The following is a 17,173-nucleotide window of genomic DNA, read 5'->3' on the forward strand; positions in this document are numbered from 1 at the left end:
GCTTCACGCTGAACCTCCACCGCCTTGCGAGCGGCTTGGATGACAGAATCGGCAGTGGCAGCTAAAGAAGTGTTTTCGGGCATGATCTCGACAAAAAATGGTCGGGGGTGTGTCGTACCTTCGTGGACGCAGCCGCCTCCCGTCAAGTGCCGCGTTTGCCCCAAAGCACAAAACTCGGGCAGACTGGACGAGCGGCCAGCCCCCCCCGACTCAAGGTTTGAGCCAGTATTCGAAGAAGCGGTAGATCTGCTCGTTGGATTCCTCGTTGGGATCGTGCTTCTCGCGGTTCGTCATCGCCACGCGGCTGGTGACGCCGAGGAGCTGATTCACGGCGATGGCGTGATTGAGTGCGGCCCAGCGTTTTGGCGGATCTTCGGCGCCGCCGGAGACTAGGAAGGGACGCGGCGCCATGAGGGCGTGCAGTTCCTGCAGATCGTGACCTTTTTCGATGAGGGTCTTGTAAGCACCGGTGCGCGGGCTTTCGGCACTGACGAGGCCCGGTTTGCGGGTGATGGCTGAGTCCAGGCCGAGGTACCAGGGTTCCTGGTAATTGATGCTGCCGCGTGTTTCATCAAAGACGATGCCGGGATCACTCCACACGGCGCAGGCGTACTTGTCCCAGAGGCAGGAGCCGAAGAGGGACCACTTGCCGCCGTAGGAATGGCCGACGATGCCGATGCGTGTGGAGTCAACCTCAGGCAGCGAGGCGAGGGCCTGCCACATGTTGGCGCTGATGTAGCCGAGGTAGGAAAGGGGCTGGCACTTGGCAGCCTCACTCAGGACGGGTTTGCGTGCATCACCGCCGGGTGAGCCGATGGAGAGCGTGACGAAGCCGCGCCGTGCAAGCTGCCAGGCGAAGTCGCGAAGTGGTTTGGTGCTGAGGCCGGCGCTGGTTTCGGGATCATAGTAGGGCACGAACACGGCAGGGCGTTTGCCCTCGTTCGCAGGGAGCAGCAGGTAGCCATCGCCGGTTTGTCCAGGGGCGATTTCGATGCGGATCTTGCGCTGGGTGATGCTCCCCTCCCTCCGGGTGGTTTCCAGCACTTCGATTTTTGGCTGCGCAATGACCGCAGGCCATGCGCCCATGATGGCATGCCAGTCCGCGAGGATTTCGGCACGGCGTTTGGGCCAGTCCTCCGCTTTTTTCACCTGGCTGCCGTCCTTGAAAGCGAGGGGCGATTTGCCCGGGGAGAACTGGCCGGCGAATTCAGCGGGGACACGGGTGAAGGGAAGATCTTCGGCATGAGACAGCACTGCGGCGGCCAGCAGACCGGAAAGGAGGAAAGGTTTCATGGGTTTGGTATTCCAAGAACGTGACTTCGCGGCGATTCCATGCGGACAAGTCGGTGGGGCCGGAAATGTATGGCCGCAAAAATACGCAAACGGGATCCTGAAAAAATCTGAGCGGGAACCTCATCTGGCTAAAGCCCGAGCCAGGAGCAAGAGACGCGATCAGCGCCCGCTTTCCTGCAGATGTTCGCGGAGGATGCGGACGACTTCCTTCACGACTTCGGGGCGCTCGACGCAGCCGTGCCAGCAGGGGACGATTTTTTCGGACTTCGCGCCGTCGAGATGGGAGCTCCAGTAAGGGACTGCGCCATCGGAGCTGTCGAGGAGGGGTTTGTTCCCGAATTGACCGATGATGGAGTGGTACGGCACGGGAATGGGGACGGCGTTCAGCCCATCATAAAAGGGATGCTCATTGGAAAGCGTGCCGATGCTGAGGAAGGCGAAGAAGCCCCAGTCGCGAATCTGTGGCGAGAGCGCGTCGGTATTCCCGGTGAGCAACTGCTGTGTTATGAGCAGCGTATCAACCGGCATGCGAATGAAGGAGGCGAGGCGGCGTACGATGTTCTTGCCGGCGAGATTGCTGCCACGCTGTGGCGTGGTGATGAAAACGAGACGCTTCACCTCGGGCTGAGGCTTGAATTTGAGGGTGCTGACGAGGCGCTCACGCACGGGCTCGGAGACGTCCAACTGCTCCGGTGGCTTGCTAAAGATGGCATTCCACAACTTGTCCTGGGGATCAACGGCCTGCATGCGGCTGAGCAGTCCGCCCATGCTGTGGCCGACCAGAACCGTGCGGTTCAAGCCGGGGTCGTTGTGATCAGGATCGAAGTAGTCACGGGCCTGCTGCAGGGAGGCGCGCAGGCGTGCGGACGTCTGCGGCACACTCAAGCCGGTGGGGTAGAGAAAGTACCAGGGCTGATACCTGGAGCGCAGTTCGGGGTCTGAGCTGATGGCATTGACGGCGTTCAGCCAGATGTGCGGATCAGACATGAGGCCATGCACAAAGACGACGGGAATGCGCTTCGGATCATAGACGTCCATGCAGTAGAGATGGCTGTCTCCAAGGGTGCGCTCGGGATAGAACAACCCAAGCAACGAAAAGAGGCCGAGGGATTTTTTGGACAGGGCCAGATCCTTGGCGGCGGTGAAATTGGCCGCGAGGAGGCGCTCATCGCTCCGCACCTTCACGGTCTCCACATTGAGGGCATTGTGCAAATGCAGGCGGCAGCGCCTCGGGGTGGCGGGATCGGCGTCGTCGTCCGCCATTTCCATCACGGCGGTGAGGGTGAGATTGCCACCGTTGGGCGGCAGGAAGGGCTGCTCTTTGCGGGCGGTGTCGGTGCGGTAAATATGACCGACGACGGGCACGCCCAGGCCGGGCCGCTCCGAGAGCGTGTCGTCCCCGCGTGATTTTTTCCGCGAAGCGAGCAGGAGCTGATCCAGCTGCTTGGGTGGCACCTCCGTTTTGGGGCTGGCCACGGTGGCGATTTCGATCTGAAACGACTGCTGCCTGGAGGTGAACTCGGTGCCGCTCTGCCAGTAGCGCGGGCACTGATGGGAGTCCCATTCACGCAAAAATTTGGCGAGTGCATTTTCATACCGATCTTCGGCGGCCCGCCGCGCGGAGGACTTGCCGTGCTGCATGGCGTCCCAGCCTGACGCCACTTCATCCAGCAGCGCGGCCATGTGCCGCCTCTCGCGTGCGGTGAGCTCGGTCTCGGCGCGCGTGACCTCCACGCGCAGGACGGAGTGGCAGGAGGTCAGGGCTCCGCAGAAGAGGAGCGCGAACAGGCGCAGCACGGAGGTGGGTGGCATCACTTCGGCTCTGTGATCGGAGTCAGCTTGACGTTGCGAATCGCAGCCATGGTGTTGAATGTCGTGAGCGAGAGCGGCAGGTAGCTTTCGATGGGGCCGGCACGCACGCTGATTTTTTTGCCCTCGATGTCCTCGTCGATGATCTGCTTGTCACCGAGCCAGACGCTGATGTTTTTCGGGGTGACACGGAGCCTGATGGCATACCATTCGTCATCTTTGTAACGCTGGTAGCTGGAGGTGTTGTTGTCTGAGGCGTCCATGCCGTCGATGCAGGAGATGCCGGTGACGCTGCCGCCCCAGCCGCCGCAGATGAGGCTGGCGCAGTGCTTGAGATCGCCGACGGGAAAGGTGAGGCCGACGAAGAAATCGACGCCCTGCATACGCTTGGCTTCCAGCGTGATCTCGTAGTTGGTCGTTGGCAGTGCGGCTGCTTTCTTGTAAATGGCACCGCTCACATTCTCTCCCTGATTGATGATCATGAGACCACCCTCCAGTTCCACCTCACCGCTGCCGCCGACGTCCACGGACTCCCAGTCGTCGAGTGATTTGCCGTTGAAGAGCATGATCTCCTTGGCAGCGGCAGGTTTGTCTTCAGCAGTGGCAAAGGCGGTGCCGAGCACCAGAAGAGCGGTCAGGATCGAGTATTTCATGGCTTCGGCCTGCACCCTCAGCGTGGCATGCCCCACGGTCAAGCTTCACAAAAATCACCTTCACACATGCTCCACCCCGATCTAAAAACCATCATCATCATGGGCGTCTCCGGCAGCGGAAAGTCCGTCGTCGGCAGCCTGCTGGCCGCCAGGCTGGAAGGCGTCTTTGAAGACGGCGACGATTTTCACCCGCCCGCCAACAAGGCGAAGATGTCCGCCGGGACACCGCTGAATGATGACGACCGCTGGCCCTGGTATGCGACGCTGCGCCAGCGCATCGAAGACATGCGCCACCTGACGCCGGTTTACGTGCAGGCCTGCTCGGCGCTGAAGCCGGTCTATCGTGACAAACTGCGCGCGCATGATCAGCCCGAGACGCTGCGCTTTGTGCTGCTGGACGGCACGAAGGAACTGATCGCCACCCGGCTGGCGGGACGCAAAGGGCACTTCATGCCGCCCACGCTGCTGGACAGTCAGCTGGCCACGCTGGACCCGACACCTGACATCATTCGTGTTTCGATTGATCAAACGCCCGAAGAGATCGTGAACGACATCCTCAAGAAGCTGGGAGACTCATGAGTGCCGAAATCCAGCGGCTGTTCTGGGGCTGGAAGGCACCCGTGCTGGATCAGGCCGTAGAGCTGCTGTGCCGCGACTGGGATTCTGCGCGTGCGCTGGATCTCAGCAGCACGCTGCTGCTGGTGCCGAACGGTGAAGCCGGCCGCAGGCTGCGTGAGGCGCTGGCGGTGGTGACGAATGAGACGGGGACGGCAGCCATCGTGCCGCATCTCTGGCTGCCGGAGCAGGCGCTGCTGCCGCAGACGCGCCGATTTGAAGCAGCGACTCCGGTGCAGTGCCAGATGGCGTGGCAGCGGGCGCTGGAACGGGTGCCGCTGGATTCGCTCACGGCGCTGTTTCCCAAGCCTCCCACTTCCGCTGGCTGGGGCTGGCAGGCGGAGACCGCACGCATGCTGGCGGAACTCAAGATGCTGCTCGGCACGGGGGGGCTTACTTTTGCCGACACAGCCGAGCATCCTGCCGCACAGCGGGAGGCTGCACGCTGGCAAGATCTGGCGAAGATCGAGCGTGTGTATTTCGCGGAGCTTGCACAGGCCAAGGTGGCGGACGCGCAGATGCTTAAGCGCCGGCATGCGCACGAACCGGCGCTGCCGGAAGGTATCAAGCGTATTGTCGTGCTCGCCTCGCCGGATTTGCCGCCATTGCTGGATGACTGGATCGCAGGCTGTGCCAAACGCGGACTGCAGGTGGACATTGCGATACAGGCCCCGCAGTCGATGGCGCACACCTTTGACGCCTGCGGACGTCCCCTGCCGGAATGCTGGGGCGAAGACGCGGGGTGCAGCCTGCCGTTTCAAGATGAGCAGATCCATGTGGCACGTGATCCGGCCACGCAGGCGGCGCTGACGCTGGATCTCATGCGCGAACTCGTGCCGACGGGCCGCACGGCGCTGGGCGTGTGCGATGCGGAAGTCGGCAGTCTGCTGCTGGAAAAACTGACGCTGGAGGAAGCGCGCAGTTTTGAACCGGGTGGCATTCCGGTGCAGCGTGAGGGCCTGTGGCATGTGCTGGACTGCTTCCGCCTGCTGCTCAGCTCGGGGGCCTGGCGTGCCTTTGCGGCACTGCTGAGGATTGATGAATTTCGCCAAGCCGTTATTCCCGGCAATGAAAGCACCGCCGCACTGCTGCGTGAAGCGGATGACTTTGCCAGCGAGCATCTGCCCGTGACTCTGGCGCATGCGCTGGAGCTGCCGCTGACAGACTGCCCTGCCCTGCTGCCAGCGATTGAGAACACGCTCGCCTTGCTTGAATCGCTGCGCCGGCTCACTCCGGCCCAGGCGGCGCGCACGCTGATTTTGAAGCTGCTCGGTGAGCAGGAGTTCAATCCCGATGCACCGGGTGACCGGGAACGCACGGAGCTGGCCACCGAGTGGCTGCGCATCACGGAGGAGCTGGAGCAGGAGGCGCAACGTTTTGGTTTGCAGCCGAAAGCCGAAGACATGTTCTCGCTGTCACTGGAATGCCTCGCGCAAAGTCGGCTCGCCGAGCCGCGTGGGGACATTGATCTCGTGCTTCAGGGCTGGCTGGAACTGCTGTGGGAAAAGGCACCGAACCTGATCGTCACCGGTCTCAATGAGGAACATGTGCCGGGCATCTTCATCAGCCATCCGTTTCTGCCGGACAGCCTGCGCAAAGCGCTGGGACTGCCGTGTCAAAACACCCGCTTTGCGCGTGATGCATTCATCCTGGCCGCGCTGGCGCAGCAGCGACTGGGTAAACGCGGACGCCTGCGGCTGCTGTGCGGGCAGTGGAGCGAGGATGGCGATGCGCTGAGACCCTCCCGGCTGCTTTTTTTATGCGACAACGCGGTGCTGCCACAGCGTGTGGCGCATCTGTTCCCGAAAGAGGAGGATCAATCGTCCGTCGCCGAGCCGCCGCGCACGCTGGCGTGGAAGCTGCAGCCGGACTGGAGCGCGAAGCCGCTGGACACGATCTCCCCTTCCCGCCTGCGCGAGTATCTGAGCTGCCCGTTCCGCTACTACCTGGGCTGCACGAAAAACATGAGCGCCATCGAGACGGGCAAGCGTGAGCTGGATGCCGCTGAGTTTGGCAATCTGATCCATCATGCGTTTCATCGGCTGAGTCTGGACCCCGGCATGCGTGACAGCACACACCCCGCCCACATTGCTGACTGCCTGGAAGCCGCCGCACGTGACCGGGTGAGGAAAATCCATGGGCAGCGCCCTGCGCCACTGATCACGCTACAGCTGGAAAGCATCTTGCAGCGGCTGCGGAAGGCGGCGGAGATCGAAGCCAGGAACCGGCAGGAAGGCTGGCAGTGCCTTGATGCGGAGCTGCTGATCGGCGACAAGGAAGATGCCATGCCCTTCCTCATCGCCGAGGCTCGCTTGAGGGGCCGCATTGACCGGGTGGAACGCCATGTGGACGGCACGCTGCGCATCGTCGATTTCAAAAGCTCGGACAAACCGCGCACGCCGCAGGAGGCGCATGTCAAAGTGATCACGGCCCGCACGAAACTGAGCGAGGCGGATGAATGGAAGTGCTTTGACCTGCCCGATGGCAGACGCGGAATGTGGCTGGATCTGCAACTGCCGCTCTACGCCGCCGCGCTGAAACTGCGCGGTCAGGAGGTGAGCAGCGTGGCCTACTTTGCGCTGCCCAAGAGCATTCAGGACACGGCCATCCTGCCGTGGGAGGGGTTTGATGCAGCGCTGATCGAGGCCGCGCATCAGTGTGCCGCCGAGGCGGTGCAGCGCATCCGCAGTGGTCAGTTCTGGCCTCCGGCAGAGCGCTCTCCCAATGCCAGTTTTGACGAAATCCTGCTGCACGACCCGCTGCACAGTGTTCAGCCGCCCCTTGCATGATGGCGGCTCCCCGTTTATCAACCCCGCTCATCATGTCCGACATCAAACTCCTCATCACCGGCAGCAAAGGCCGCATGGGCCAGGCCATCATCCGTGCCGCCGAGGCTCAAAACGTCACCGTCGCCTCCACCGTGGATGTGGGCGATGCATTGTCACCGGCGCTCGAAAAAGCGGACATCGTGATCGACTTCTCCTCCCACACCTTCTGCGATGAACTGCTGGGCGAATGCCTCAAGCAAGGGAAGAGCCTGGTGATCGGCACCACCGGCCACACCAACGAGGAACTGGCGCACATTCGCGAAGCGTCCAAGGCCCTGCCGATCGTCTTTGCCTCGAATTACAGCATCGGTGTGAACACCCTGTTCTGGCTGACGCGCAAAGCCACCGAGTTGCTCGGACCGGACTTCGATCTCGAAGTCGTGGAGATGCATCACCGCATGAAGAAGGACTCCCCCAGCGGCACCGCACGCACGCTGGTCGAGATCCTCGCGGATGTGCGCGGACTGGAATATGACAAGGACTGCAAGCACGGCCGCTTTGGCGATGTGGGAGCCCGCACGCCGAAGGAAATCGGCGTGCATGCGATCCGTGGCGGCGATGTCGTGGGCGATCACACGGTGATCTTTGCCAATGTAGGCGAGCGCGTGGAACTCACGCACAAGGCCAGCAGCCGGGATACGTTTGCCACCGGTTCCGTCCGAGCCGCCCGCTGGCTGGCTGGGAAACCGGCGGGGCTGTATGACATGCAGGATGTGCTGGGACTGAAGTAAGAGTTTGCGGTGGCTGGCAGTGGTTTGCCATTGTTTGCAATGGTTTCCAAACGCTCCCAAACCATAACCCTGAATCGCAAACCATGAACTTCGGCATCGCTCTTGGCTCTAATCTTGGTGATCGCGCTGAGAACATGCGGCGTGGGATTGAGCTGCTGATGGCGCGTGTGCCGGGGATCAGGCTCCATGCGAGTGCGCGGGTGTATGAGACGGAGCCGGTGGATTGTGCGCCGGGGACGCAGGCGTTTTTGAATACGGTGATTGAGGTGGAGGCGGGGTGCAGGCCGGAGGAACTGCATGAGCATTTGAAGGCCATCGAGCAGGCGCTGGGGAGGCCGGAGCAGCGGGAGAGGAACTCGCCGCGCACGCTCGATTTGGACCTGCTGTATGCGGATGATGTGGTGAGCGATGATCCGGTGCTGACGCTGCCGCACCCGCGCATGCACCTGCGGCGTTTTGTGCTGGAGCCGCTGGCGGACATCCGGCCTGAGCTGGTGCTGCCGGGGCAGAAGGTGTCGGTGGCCGAGCTTTTGGCGGGTTTGGAGTGAGCCGGGGGCTTGCACTCAAAGAAGACCCCGGAGGCCAGAATTGCAGGCAGGAGTGCCTGCATCACTTCGCGGATTCTGCGTGGCATGACGCGGATTCTTGCTATGGAATGACGGACCATGACTGAAGCCCAACCCACCTCTGCTGATTCTGGACGCTGGATTCGATTCGCGCTCGTCATGCTGCCCGTCGGCACGATTCTGCTGGGGATTGCCTCCTTTGGCATCTGGCAGTGGAAGAAGGACCAGGCGGCGGACCGTTCGTTCAAATATGCGCTGGCGCTGCGGCGGCAGATCAGCCCGGAGGGCATCGAACGCTATGCGGGGATCGTGCGCACGGCCTTGGGCAAGGCGGACCGGGACCTGAGCATTCCCGGCTATCTTGAGTCCACGATGGGCGCGGAGAACATGGGCTACACGGTGCGGCGCGAGCGCTTTGGTGACGAGAAGTCGGTCGTTGACGCTGAGCTGACTGGAACGAAACGACCGCTGGAAATCGTGATGGTGCTGGCTCTGTACGGCGGCACGGAGCCGCAGGAAAACACGGTGCAAGCCATCGCCGAATCGTTGTCTGTGGCGCATGAACTGACGGGTGAGAAAGTGGTGCGCTCGTTGCGCTTTGCCTTCATCCCCGACACGCCGGAAGCGCTGAAGCAGTTGAAGGAAGGACTGCAGCGCGATGGTGAACGGCTGATGCATCTGCTGGTGCTCGGCGGGCCCGAAGTGGCAGGCATTGAGGGCATCTCCAAAGCCTTGGACACGACGGCCAAAGGCACGCGGGTGCTGTCTCTGCCGGCGACAAAAACGACGCAGGAAACGGTGCAGTCGGCCCATCAACTCAAAGGCATGCTGCTGGAAGCAGCGGAGATCCCATGATCGTCACGTGCCGCCAGATGCAGCAGTGCGAGGAGGCCGCCTTTACACGCGGTGTGAGTGCGGCGGCATTGATGGAGGAGGCGGGACGTGGGATCGCGAATGTGGTGCGTCAGTTTGCGCCGCGTGCGGGATCGCTGGTGCTGTTTCTTGGCAAAGGCAACAATGCGGGTGATGCGCTCGTCGCGGCGCGTGAACTGGTGGCGGATGGCTGGCGGTTGTATGCAAGGCTGAGTGCGGAGCCCACTATGATGAAGGCGCTGCCGCGTGAGCATCTGGCCGTGCTGGGCAGTCTGGTCCGCATTTTGGAAGATGCCTCGACCTTTCATTTTCCAGCAGGGCCAATTGTGAGTCTGGACGGCCTGCTCGGCATCGGAGCCCAAGGGCCGATGAAGCCGGAGCTGCAGGTGCTGGCGCGAGAAATGAACACGCTGCGCACGCAGCGGCATGCGGTGACGATTGCGATGGATATTCCCTCCGGTCTCGACGGCGATCATGGTGACGCCTGCGAGGATGCGGTGGAGGCGGATGTGACCGCCGTGGTAGCGCAGATCAAAGCGGGGCTGCTGGAGGACGGGGCCGATCATTATGTGGGACGCATCGCGCTGGTGCCGCTGCCTGATTTGTCGCAGACGGATGGCGATGCGCAGGCCGAAGTGCTGACGCCCGGGCTGCTGCGCGGCTGGCTGCCACGCCGGGCCAACGGCATGCACAAAGGAGATGCGGGACGCATCGGCATCCTGGCCGGCTCACCAGGATTTCTGGGCGCAGCCGAGCTGGCCTGCCGGGGTGCCATTCGCGCGGGTGCGGGACTCGTCACGCTGCTGGTGAAGGAGGATGTGTATCCGCTGATCGCTCCGCGCATGCCTGCGGAGGTGATGGTGAAGGTGATCGACGATTATCGCGATGTGCTGGAGATGCGCTTTGATGCACTGGCCATCGGGCCTGGCCTGGGCTTTGCGCATCAGAAGGAAGTTCTGGAGGTGCTGAAGAAAGCGAAGAATCCCACCGTCGTGGATGCGGATGCGCTGACGATGCTGGCACAGCATCCCGAGGTGATGGATGCCACGGGCAGGCTGCCGCGCCTGATGACGCCGCACCCGGGTGAGATGGACCGGCTGCTGCGCAATTTTCCCGGCTGGCACGGCATGAGCCGCCGCAAGCTTGTCGAGGCACTCACAGAAAACGCGCCGGGGCGCACGCTGCTGCTGAAGGGGACACGGACCGTGATCGCCACGCCGGGGCAGCCCACGTTGTTCAACTCCACGGGGCACGCCGGCATGGCCAGCGGCGGCATGGGGGATGTTTTATCCGGTGTGTGCGCCGCGTTTGCTGCGCAGCGGCTCACGTTGCATGAGGCGGCGGGGCTGGGAGCATGGCTGTGCGGTCGTGCGGCGGAGCGGTATGTCACTCAGGAACGCGCGGCCATGGAGTCTGTGGGCGCGAGCGATGTCACGGCGCATCTGGGTGGTGCGCTGCAGGATCTGAAGGAAGGGCGGTTTTGAAGACACTAAGTCAAGGATGGCAAAGAAAATTAGAGGCCTGCAAAATGAAAGTGTTGAAGAAACATGCGTCATCCAGCGATATTGCATCAAGATCAACCCAGTCATGACTCCACCTCCTCATCTAGCACCTTGGAAGAACATGATGAATATGTCTCCCGCGTCTGCCCAGGTCCTGCAGAACTTGATGGATGAGATCTGTCTGGATCCTGCCGACGAAGCCGAGTTCTGGAATCGTGTGGACATCTCAGGTCCCCCTGCCGATTTTTATTCGGCTTGGAGTGCGGCGAAAAATTCCGTGTGGGCGTCTCCCTGCCTCAATCGAAAAGTAAATGGGGTGTCTTCAGGCCACTTCGACCGCATTGTGCGATTCACTTTGCCAGAAAAACTGCCTGACATGTTTCCCGCCTTGGATCTGACTGCTTCAGGCCTGACAAGAGCTGCGCTGGAAAAAGCGTCACAGGCTGAGATTCAGGAGCTTGTGGACGAGGCATCTACTTTTGCCGAAATGAGACTTCTGTATTTGGTTTGGGGCACCGAGCAGTCCTCAGAGCTGGATTCGATCAGACCATATCCACAAAACCTCATGGATCGCCTGGGCCTGCGCCTGCATCGGGATCAAATCCAGGATGGAAAATGTTGTGTCGAAATTCAGTATGACAGGGCGTCACTGCCTTCGGGAATCACACTCCATGTTCCCAGTGCATTGGACGGGATTGATAACGATCAATTTCGGCCCCGGACCCCATGTGGCGGGCCGTACGGCACGACTGAACCCTTGACTCCGAACCTTGGTGCTGGACTTCCTGAAGCCGTTCATGATGGTTGCAACGTAATGAGTTTTGAAGTTAAACTCCTGATACCGTGACCCGTCCGTCTGAAATGCTCCGTTCCCTGGTGGCTGCCAAGCCCCCGGATGATTTGAAAAACTGGGTGTTGCTCCGCCTTAGCGGAGAGGATTCCATGCCCATGCTTTATCAAGGCAAAGAAGTCGAGCACCCTCATGAAGCTGTGGCAGCGCTATTCGAGCTCGGCAGCGAGGTTCTGACTCTAGAGAAAAGAAAGGCCGTCATTGGGTGCCTCAAGGAGGTTCGCCGCTCTGTTTCAGAAGCATTGATTGAGGGAAACCCAACATCCAATCAGGTCGAGCAGGCACGTCATTGGGCTGAGGTTGTGGAACTCGCCAAACCCAGAGAACTTCGCAATGATGCGCGTTCGTTTTTGGACGCATGCATGCTTGCTCCAGATTCAGCCGCATTGCCGTCCCTTGCGGCTGCAGCGACTGCATTTGCTGAACCAAACGGTCACGATATTCTGTTTTGGAATAAGTTGCTCGAAAATCGAAACACAGCTGCCCTTGCATTCCGACGCCTCCTAAGCGTTGAGCCTTTTGAACAAGCTGCCCATTATTGGGTGATACTCTTCAGAAACCGGGTCAAAGAGCGCTGGCCCACGAACATGCGCCTGCTAACGGCAGCCCTTCTGAATAAGGCACCTTCAGACTCAAATTCCGCTTCGGTTCTCGCTAGATTAATTGATAAGGCAGGCTTGAGCATGGAGGTTGAGGAAGAACTCAAACCTTCAAAAGATGCTAAAGTGATTGGATTGCTGAAAACGATGAGAACTTTTCACCGCGCTAATCAAGTCAAGACAGCAATCTGGAGGCATCAAAACTTGTGGTCTAACGTGATTGAGAGTCAAATTTTAGATGTCAAAAAGTATATTTCATCAGCCGATTTTCAAATTGGTTGTGACATGGTGTCGCAACCTACTTTGGAAGAATATGAAGGTGCTGATATTGTAATGAACTTCAACCCCGTTTGGATTCAGAATTCAGACTGGCCTATTCATTCAGATGAAAAACGAGAATCGTTTCCAACAGACGAACACTATTTGATTCATAGTTCTGCGCTTGAATTAAGAAATCCATTAGGATTCGACGCCAGCCCAGTGTCCCGGAATAAAGAATACGAATCGCAAAACATCTTTTTCTATAAAAGTGCCCAGCAACAGAGTCGGATATTTCACAACTCACAACGCCAAACTCAAAGAGCAATACCCAGCTTAATGATTTCAAAGGAATCATTTTATCCCATATGAATCTATCTGCAGCGGAACTTCGTGAAAATGCCTTGCGCCTTCTCGGCATCAAAGACGAAGCGCAACTCAAGGCGATTGGCAGGCTTGTGGAAACACGCAAAACTGACGAGCAAGAGTCAAACGCGGCCTTGCCTGATATGCTGATTCTCCTGGCACAATCACTTGCTGCACCCGATTATCTGGAGCGGTCAAAGCGGATCTTACCGGTGCCTGTTGCAGATGAGATTATCAAGGCTGCACATGAAATTTATAATGAAGAGTTGGCGCAGGTGATTAATCATCCCAGTTTTTTGGCAGCCAGAGAGAAGCTGCGGCGCAAGATCAATAATGCTCAGCAGACAGATAAAAATAGTAACCAGGAGGGATTGGAGCCGATTGCAACCGTGGAAGGAGTCACCTGTACTCCTTTTCTCATGGGTCACGTGGCACCCTATGTGCCTGTTTTGAAAGTTGCCATTACTAATCAGCAACATCGAGTCTTATGGTCAGATTTGTTGCATTGGTTTGATCTGATTTTTATTTCGAAGGCGCTCCTGGAACAGGTTTCTGAACATGCACAAAACAGTGAAAACATGATCAAGTCTGGGATGATTGCCATGCTCGAACCGTCAAAAATAAAAGGTGCATTAACTGAACTCAACATAGCTTTGGCAAACCTTGAAAAAGCGATTGCGCCCTTGGAAGATTCCTAGAAAGCTGATGGGATGAATTGGTGGACTTTATTAAGAATCAAACTTTATCTACTGCACTAGCCGCGTTGTTCCGCGAACGAGTCTCCGATAAACTTTTAACCTGTCCCCCACTCACTTCACCGCCTCATACAGCGAAGCAATTCCCAGCGTGAGCTGGCGCGAGCTCGCGCTGCTGAAACCATTCTCGCAGATCAAAGCCTCCATCTCACGGCCTGAGGGAAAGCGTTCGATGGAACCGCAGAGGTACACATAGGCCTCGCGCTTGCCGGTGATCCAGCCAGCGATGCGGGTCATGATCTGCTTGAGATAAAACAGGTACAGCTGGCGGATGCCGGGGATGCGGGGGATGGAGAAGTCGAGGACGAAGAGGCGGCCGCCGGGGCGGAGAACGCGACTCATTTCCTGAAGGGCGGCGGGCCAGGAGGCCATGTTGCGCAGACCGAAAGCGACGGTGAGCACATCGAAGACGCCGTCCTGAAAGGGCAGTGCGAGCCCGTCTGCGGCAATGAGGCTGCTGAACTGACGCTTCTGCGCCTCACGCATCATGGGCACGGAGAAATCAGCCCCCAGCACTTTCGCCTGCGGGCAGGCGGCCTGGATGGCCTGGGCGAGATCCCCGCTGCCGGTGGCGAGATCGAGCACGCGCTGCGGTTTCAGTTCCGCAATGCGCCGGGCCGTGGTGCGGCGCCAGAGGCAGTCGATGCCGAGACTGAGGACGTGATTTGCCAGCACATAACGCGATGCGATTCCCGCAAATGCCTGCCTCACGAATCCTGCGTCTTGCATGTGACTTTCTGTTTAACCGGTTACCCGAGGCGGCACTGTTGCCGCTGGATGGTGCTCACGACTGGACTCGAACCAGCACAATGTTACTTACTAGAACCTGAATCTAGCGCGTCTACCAATTCCGCCACGTGAGCAAAGGAGTCGGGTTAACCGGGTCGAGAGTTTTGACCAAGCCGGAGAATACTCAAGCGAGAAAATGACTTTCTTCTGGCGACGTGGCGAGCTTCGGGTTAGGCGCGTAGGCATGTCCTTTCGTCTTGAGATGCTGCAAGTCGCACGCCTGGCCCCCAAGCTCCTCGGTGAGTCGGCGGAGCTGGTGGAGTCTTTCCTGCGTTCACGCCTGTCGCCTGAGGGCGGGTTCCTGGATCGCAATGACAAGCCGGATCTCTATTACACCGTGTTTGGGCTGGAAGGCCTGCAGGCGCTGTCTGTGGATGCCGCCACGATTCCCGATGTGCGCCCATGGTTGGCGCCGTTTGGTGATGGGGAGCGGCAGGACTTCGTACATCTGTGCTGCCTGGCACGCTGCTGGGCGAATGCCGGCATGCAGGATTTTCCGATGGCCTCGCGTGAAGCGCTGGCGGCACGCATCGAGGCTTTTCGCTGTCCGGACGGCGGCTACCATCAGGCACCGAAGCGGGCCAAGGGCAGCGCCTATGGCTGTCTGCTAGCCTGGGGTGCCTACCAGGACCTCGGCGGCATCCCGCCCGAACCCTGGCGGCTGGTGGAATGCATGGGCGGCCTGCGCACGCCGGATGGTGCGTGGTCCAACGAGCCCGGCATCCCCGTGGGCTCCACCACAGCCACGGCTGCCATGGTGGCCCTGCACCGCCACATGGACATGCCTCCGCCTGCTGAGGCGGTGGACTGGCTGATGCGCCAGTGCCTGCCCGCCGGCGGCTTCCTGGCCCTCCCCGCCGCCCCCCTGCCCGACCTGCTTTCCACCGCTGTGGCGCTGCACGCGCTGGATGCCGTGCAGGCGGATTATTCCCGGCTCAAGGAGCCATGCCTCGACTTTGTCGATTCACTCTGGAATGCCACCGGCGGCTTCCACGGCAACTGGACCGACGACATGCTGGACTGCGAGTACACCTACTACGGCATGCTGGCGTTGGGGCATCTGGCGTGAGATGGCAAAGAAAGGAGAGGGATCATCCTGATCCCTTTTACATTCGCAACGCCCGACGCCCACCCTCTCTTCGCGTCCGGCAGGATTGGGAATATCCCGGTTCTAGTTCGGGAAAGATCGAGAGCCTCATCCCCAGCGAGAGCGTGAGGGACCAGGATGGTCCCACTCCTACAGATATTTCAAGACACAAAAAACCCGGACATCGCTGTCCGGGTTCTCTGAATCAGCTGGCGACCTCGAATTACGCGAGGGCTTCCGTGAGGATGCGACCGCCGTTGACGATGTCGATGGGGCGACCGCCATCGGCCATGATGCGCTTCTCGCTGTTGATGCCGAGGAGGCGGTACATGGTCTTGGCAAGATCTTCAGGGCCCACGGCATCGCGGTCGGGCTCACCACCGAGGGCGTCAGACGCACCGTGGATGTAGCCTTCCTTCATGCCACCGCCAGCCATGGCGACGGAGAACACGCGTGGCCAGTGGTCACGGCCGTTGGTGCCGTTGACCTTGGGTGTGCGGCCGAACTCGGAGCTGACCATGACGAGCGTGCGCTTGAGCATGCCGCGATCCGCGAGGTCGGTGATGAGGCGGGCGAAGGCCTGGTCGAAGTTCGGAGCCTGACCGTTGAAGGCGTCCTTGATGTTGGAGTGATGATCCCAGCTGCCGTAGTTGACGGACACCATGCGGACACCGGCTTCCACAAGACGGCGGGCCAGCAGGAAGCGCTGACCAGCGGTGTTGCGGCCGTATTCGTCACGCAGTTTGTCGGTCTCCTTGGTGAGGTCAAAGGCTTCACGGGCCTGCTTGCTGCTGATCAGGCCATAAGCGGCCTGGTAGAAGCTGTCCATGGCGCTGATGGAGTCGGCTTTTTCCACGGCTTTGAAGTGCTCGTCCACGGTGCCCAGAAGGTTGCGGCGGCGATCAAAGCGCTTTTCATCCACGTCTTTCGGAGTGAGGAGATCGCGCACGGTGAAGCCTTTGTCAGCAGGATCGCTGCCCAGGGCGAAGGGACCGAAGGCGCTGCTCATGTAGCCGGTGCCCTGGTCAGGAGCGACCATGTTTGGCACCACCACATAAGGAGGCAGGTTGTTGCGGCTGCCCTGCTCGTGGGAAATGACGGAGCCAAAGCTTGGGAATTTGATCGCCGGGCTTGGACGGTAGCCGGTGAACATGTTGTGCGTGCCGCGCTCATGAGCGGCTTCACCGTGGGTCATCGAACGGATGACGGTGAGCTTGTTCATGATCTTGGCGATGTTCGCGAACTTCTCACCGACGTATTCGCCGGGGATGGAAGTCTTGATCGGGGTGAACGGGCCGCGATAGTCGGGCGAGGCAAAGGGCTTCGGATCCCAGGACTCATGCTGCGCCATGCCACCTGGAAGGTAGATGTGAATGATCGAGTCGGCGACGGGCTTGAAGGTTTCCACTTCAGGCATGACCTGCGCGGCTTGCAGGCGAAGCATCTCAGGCAATGTCAGGCCGAGACCACCGAGCATGCCGACGTAGAGGAAGTCACGACGGCTGGCACCGGAGCGCAAATCAAGGTGATTGCCTTGGCAGAGTGAGTGCATTTTCATAAAATGAGATAGAGGGGGGGGTTGCTGGATTCGAGAGGAAT

Annotated in this window: 15 protein-coding genes and 1 tRNA gene; 10 read left to right on the forward strand and 6 right to left on the reverse strand. The window is 59.9% G+C overall.

Annotation, left to right across the window (positions count from 1 at the left end; translation table 11 throughout):
* Positions 1 to 210: 210 nt before the first annotated feature.
* The 3 genes from ACILSL_RS16575 to ACILSL_RS16585 form a co-directional block, all read right to left on the reverse strand.
* Positions 211 to 1,293 (reverse strand): prolyl oligopeptidase family serine peptidase, encoded by a 1,083-nt coding sequence (locus ACILSL_RS16575; protein ID WP_395733166.1) that lies wholly within the window; start codon positions 1,291 to 1,293, stop codon positions 211 to 213.
* A gap of 159 nt (positions 1,294 to 1,452) precedes the next feature.
* Positions 1,453 to 3,105, reverse strand: coding sequence for an esterase/lipase family protein (locus tag ACILSL_RS16580; RefSeq protein ID WP_395733167.1), 1,653 nt, complete (start codon positions 3,103 to 3,105; stop codon positions 1,453 to 1,455).
* A complete protein-coding gene (locus ACILSL_RS16585) occupies positions 3,105 to 3,755 on the reverse strand; it encodes a DUF1080 domain-containing protein (protein WP_395733168.1) in 651 nt (216 codons plus the stop codon). Before ACILSL_RS16585 ends, ACILSL_RS16580 begins: the two co-directional genes overlap by 1 nt.
* 66 nt (positions 3,756 to 3,821) lie before the next feature.
* Here ACILSL_RS16585 and ACILSL_RS16590 point away from each other — a divergent pair, with 66 nt between their 5' ends.
* The 9 genes from ACILSL_RS16590 to ACILSL_RS16630 all read left to right on the forward strand — a co-directional run bounded on the left by ACILSL_RS16590 (position 3,822) and on the right by ACILSL_RS16630 (position 13,641).
* Positions 3,822 to 4,334, forward strand: a complete 513-nt coding sequence (locus ACILSL_RS16590; protein WP_395733169.1) for a gluconokinase — start codon at positions 3,822 to 3,824, stop codon at positions 4,332 to 4,334.
* Positions 4,331 to 7,159: a PD-(D/E)XK nuclease family protein gene (locus tag ACILSL_RS16595; RefSeq protein WP_395733170.1), complete on the forward strand. Its 2,829-nt coding sequence runs from the start codon at positions 4,331 to 4,333 to the stop codon at positions 7,157 to 7,159. The genes ACILSL_RS16590 and ACILSL_RS16595 overlap by 4 nt, the downstream gene beginning before the upstream one ends.
* A gap of 32 nt (positions 7,160 to 7,191) precedes the next feature.
* Positions 7,192 to 7,929 carry a 4-hydroxy-tetrahydrodipicolinate reductase gene (gene dapB / locus ACILSL_RS16600; RefSeq protein ID WP_395733171.1) on the forward strand — a complete coding sequence of 246 codons (738 nt, stop codon included), beginning with the start codon at positions 7,192 to 7,194 and terminating at the stop codon, positions 7,927 to 7,929.
* Positions 7,930 to 8,012: 83 nt separating this feature from the next.
* The gene (folK, locus tag ACILSL_RS16605) at positions 8,013 to 8,477 is read left to right on the forward strand and encodes a 2-amino-4-hydroxy-6-hydroxymethyldihydropteridine diphosphokinase (RefSeq protein WP_395733172.1); all 465 of its coding nucleotides are present in this window, start codon (positions 8,013 to 8,015) and stop codon (positions 8,475 to 8,477) included.
* A 117-nt stretch (positions 8,478 to 8,594) separates the two neighbouring features.
* Complete coding sequence (locus ACILSL_RS16610; protein ID WP_395733173.1) at positions 8,595 to 9,350, forward strand: hypothetical protein; 756 nt, start codon at positions 8,595 to 8,597, stop codon at positions 9,348 to 9,350.
* The gene (locus ACILSL_RS16615; RefSeq protein ID WP_395733174.1) at positions 9,347 to 10,852 is read left to right on the forward strand and encodes an NAD(P)H-hydrate dehydratase; all 1,506 of its coding nucleotides are present in this window, start codon (positions 9,347 to 9,349) and stop codon (positions 10,850 to 10,852) included. Before ACILSL_RS16610 ends, ACILSL_RS16615 begins: the two co-directional genes overlap by 4 nt.
* A gap of 16 nt (positions 10,853 to 10,868) precedes the next feature.
* Entirely contained in the window at positions 10,869 to 11,717 is an 849-nt protein-coding gene (locus tag ACILSL_RS16620) for a hypothetical protein (protein ID WP_395733175.1), read from the forward strand.
* Entirely contained in the window at positions 11,714 to 12,949 is a 1,236-nt protein-coding gene (locus tag ACILSL_RS16625; RefSeq protein ID WP_395733176.1) for a hypothetical protein, read from the forward strand. The genes ACILSL_RS16620 and ACILSL_RS16625 overlap by 4 nt, the downstream gene beginning before the upstream one ends.
* Complete coding sequence (locus ACILSL_RS16630) at positions 12,946 to 13,641, forward strand: hypothetical protein (protein WP_395733177.1); 696 nt, start codon at positions 12,946 to 12,948, stop codon at positions 13,639 to 13,641. Before ACILSL_RS16625 ends, ACILSL_RS16630 begins: the two co-directional genes overlap by 4 nt.
* 111 nt (positions 13,642 to 13,752) lie before the next feature.
* Here ACILSL_RS16630 and ACILSL_RS16635 read toward each other — a convergent pair whose 3' ends face one another.
* Positions 13,753 to 14,427, reverse strand: coding sequence for a ubiquinone/menaquinone biosynthesis methyltransferase (locus tag ACILSL_RS16635; RefSeq protein WP_395733178.1), 675 nt, complete (start codon positions 14,425 to 14,427; stop codon positions 13,753 to 13,755).
* Positions 14,428 to 14,476: 49 nt separating this feature from the next.
* Positions 14,477 to 14,561, reverse strand: a tRNA-Leu gene (locus tag ACILSL_RS16640).
* A gap of 110 nt (positions 14,562 to 14,671) precedes the next feature.
* Between ACILSL_RS16640 and ACILSL_RS16645 the strand changes: the two genes are divergently transcribed.
* Complete coding sequence (locus ACILSL_RS16645) at positions 14,672 to 15,556, forward strand: prenyltransferase/squalene oxidase repeat-containing protein (protein ID WP_395733179.1); 885 nt, start codon at positions 14,672 to 14,674, stop codon at positions 15,554 to 15,556.
* Positions 15,557 to 15,797: 241 nt separating this feature from the next.
* On the opposite strand, the gene ACILSL_RS16650 is transcribed toward ACILSL_RS16645, so the two are convergent.
* A complete protein-coding gene (locus ACILSL_RS16650; protein ID WP_395733180.1) occupies positions 15,798 to 17,126 on the reverse strand; it encodes a DUF1501 domain-containing protein in 1,329 nt (442 codons plus the stop codon).
* Positions 17,127 to 17,173: the final 47 nt, after the last annotated feature.

This window comes from Prosthecobacter sp. (assembly GCF_044222345.1).
GTDB lineage: Bacteria > Verrucomicrobiota > Verrucomicrobiia > Verrucomicrobiales > Verrucomicrobiaceae > Prosthecobacter.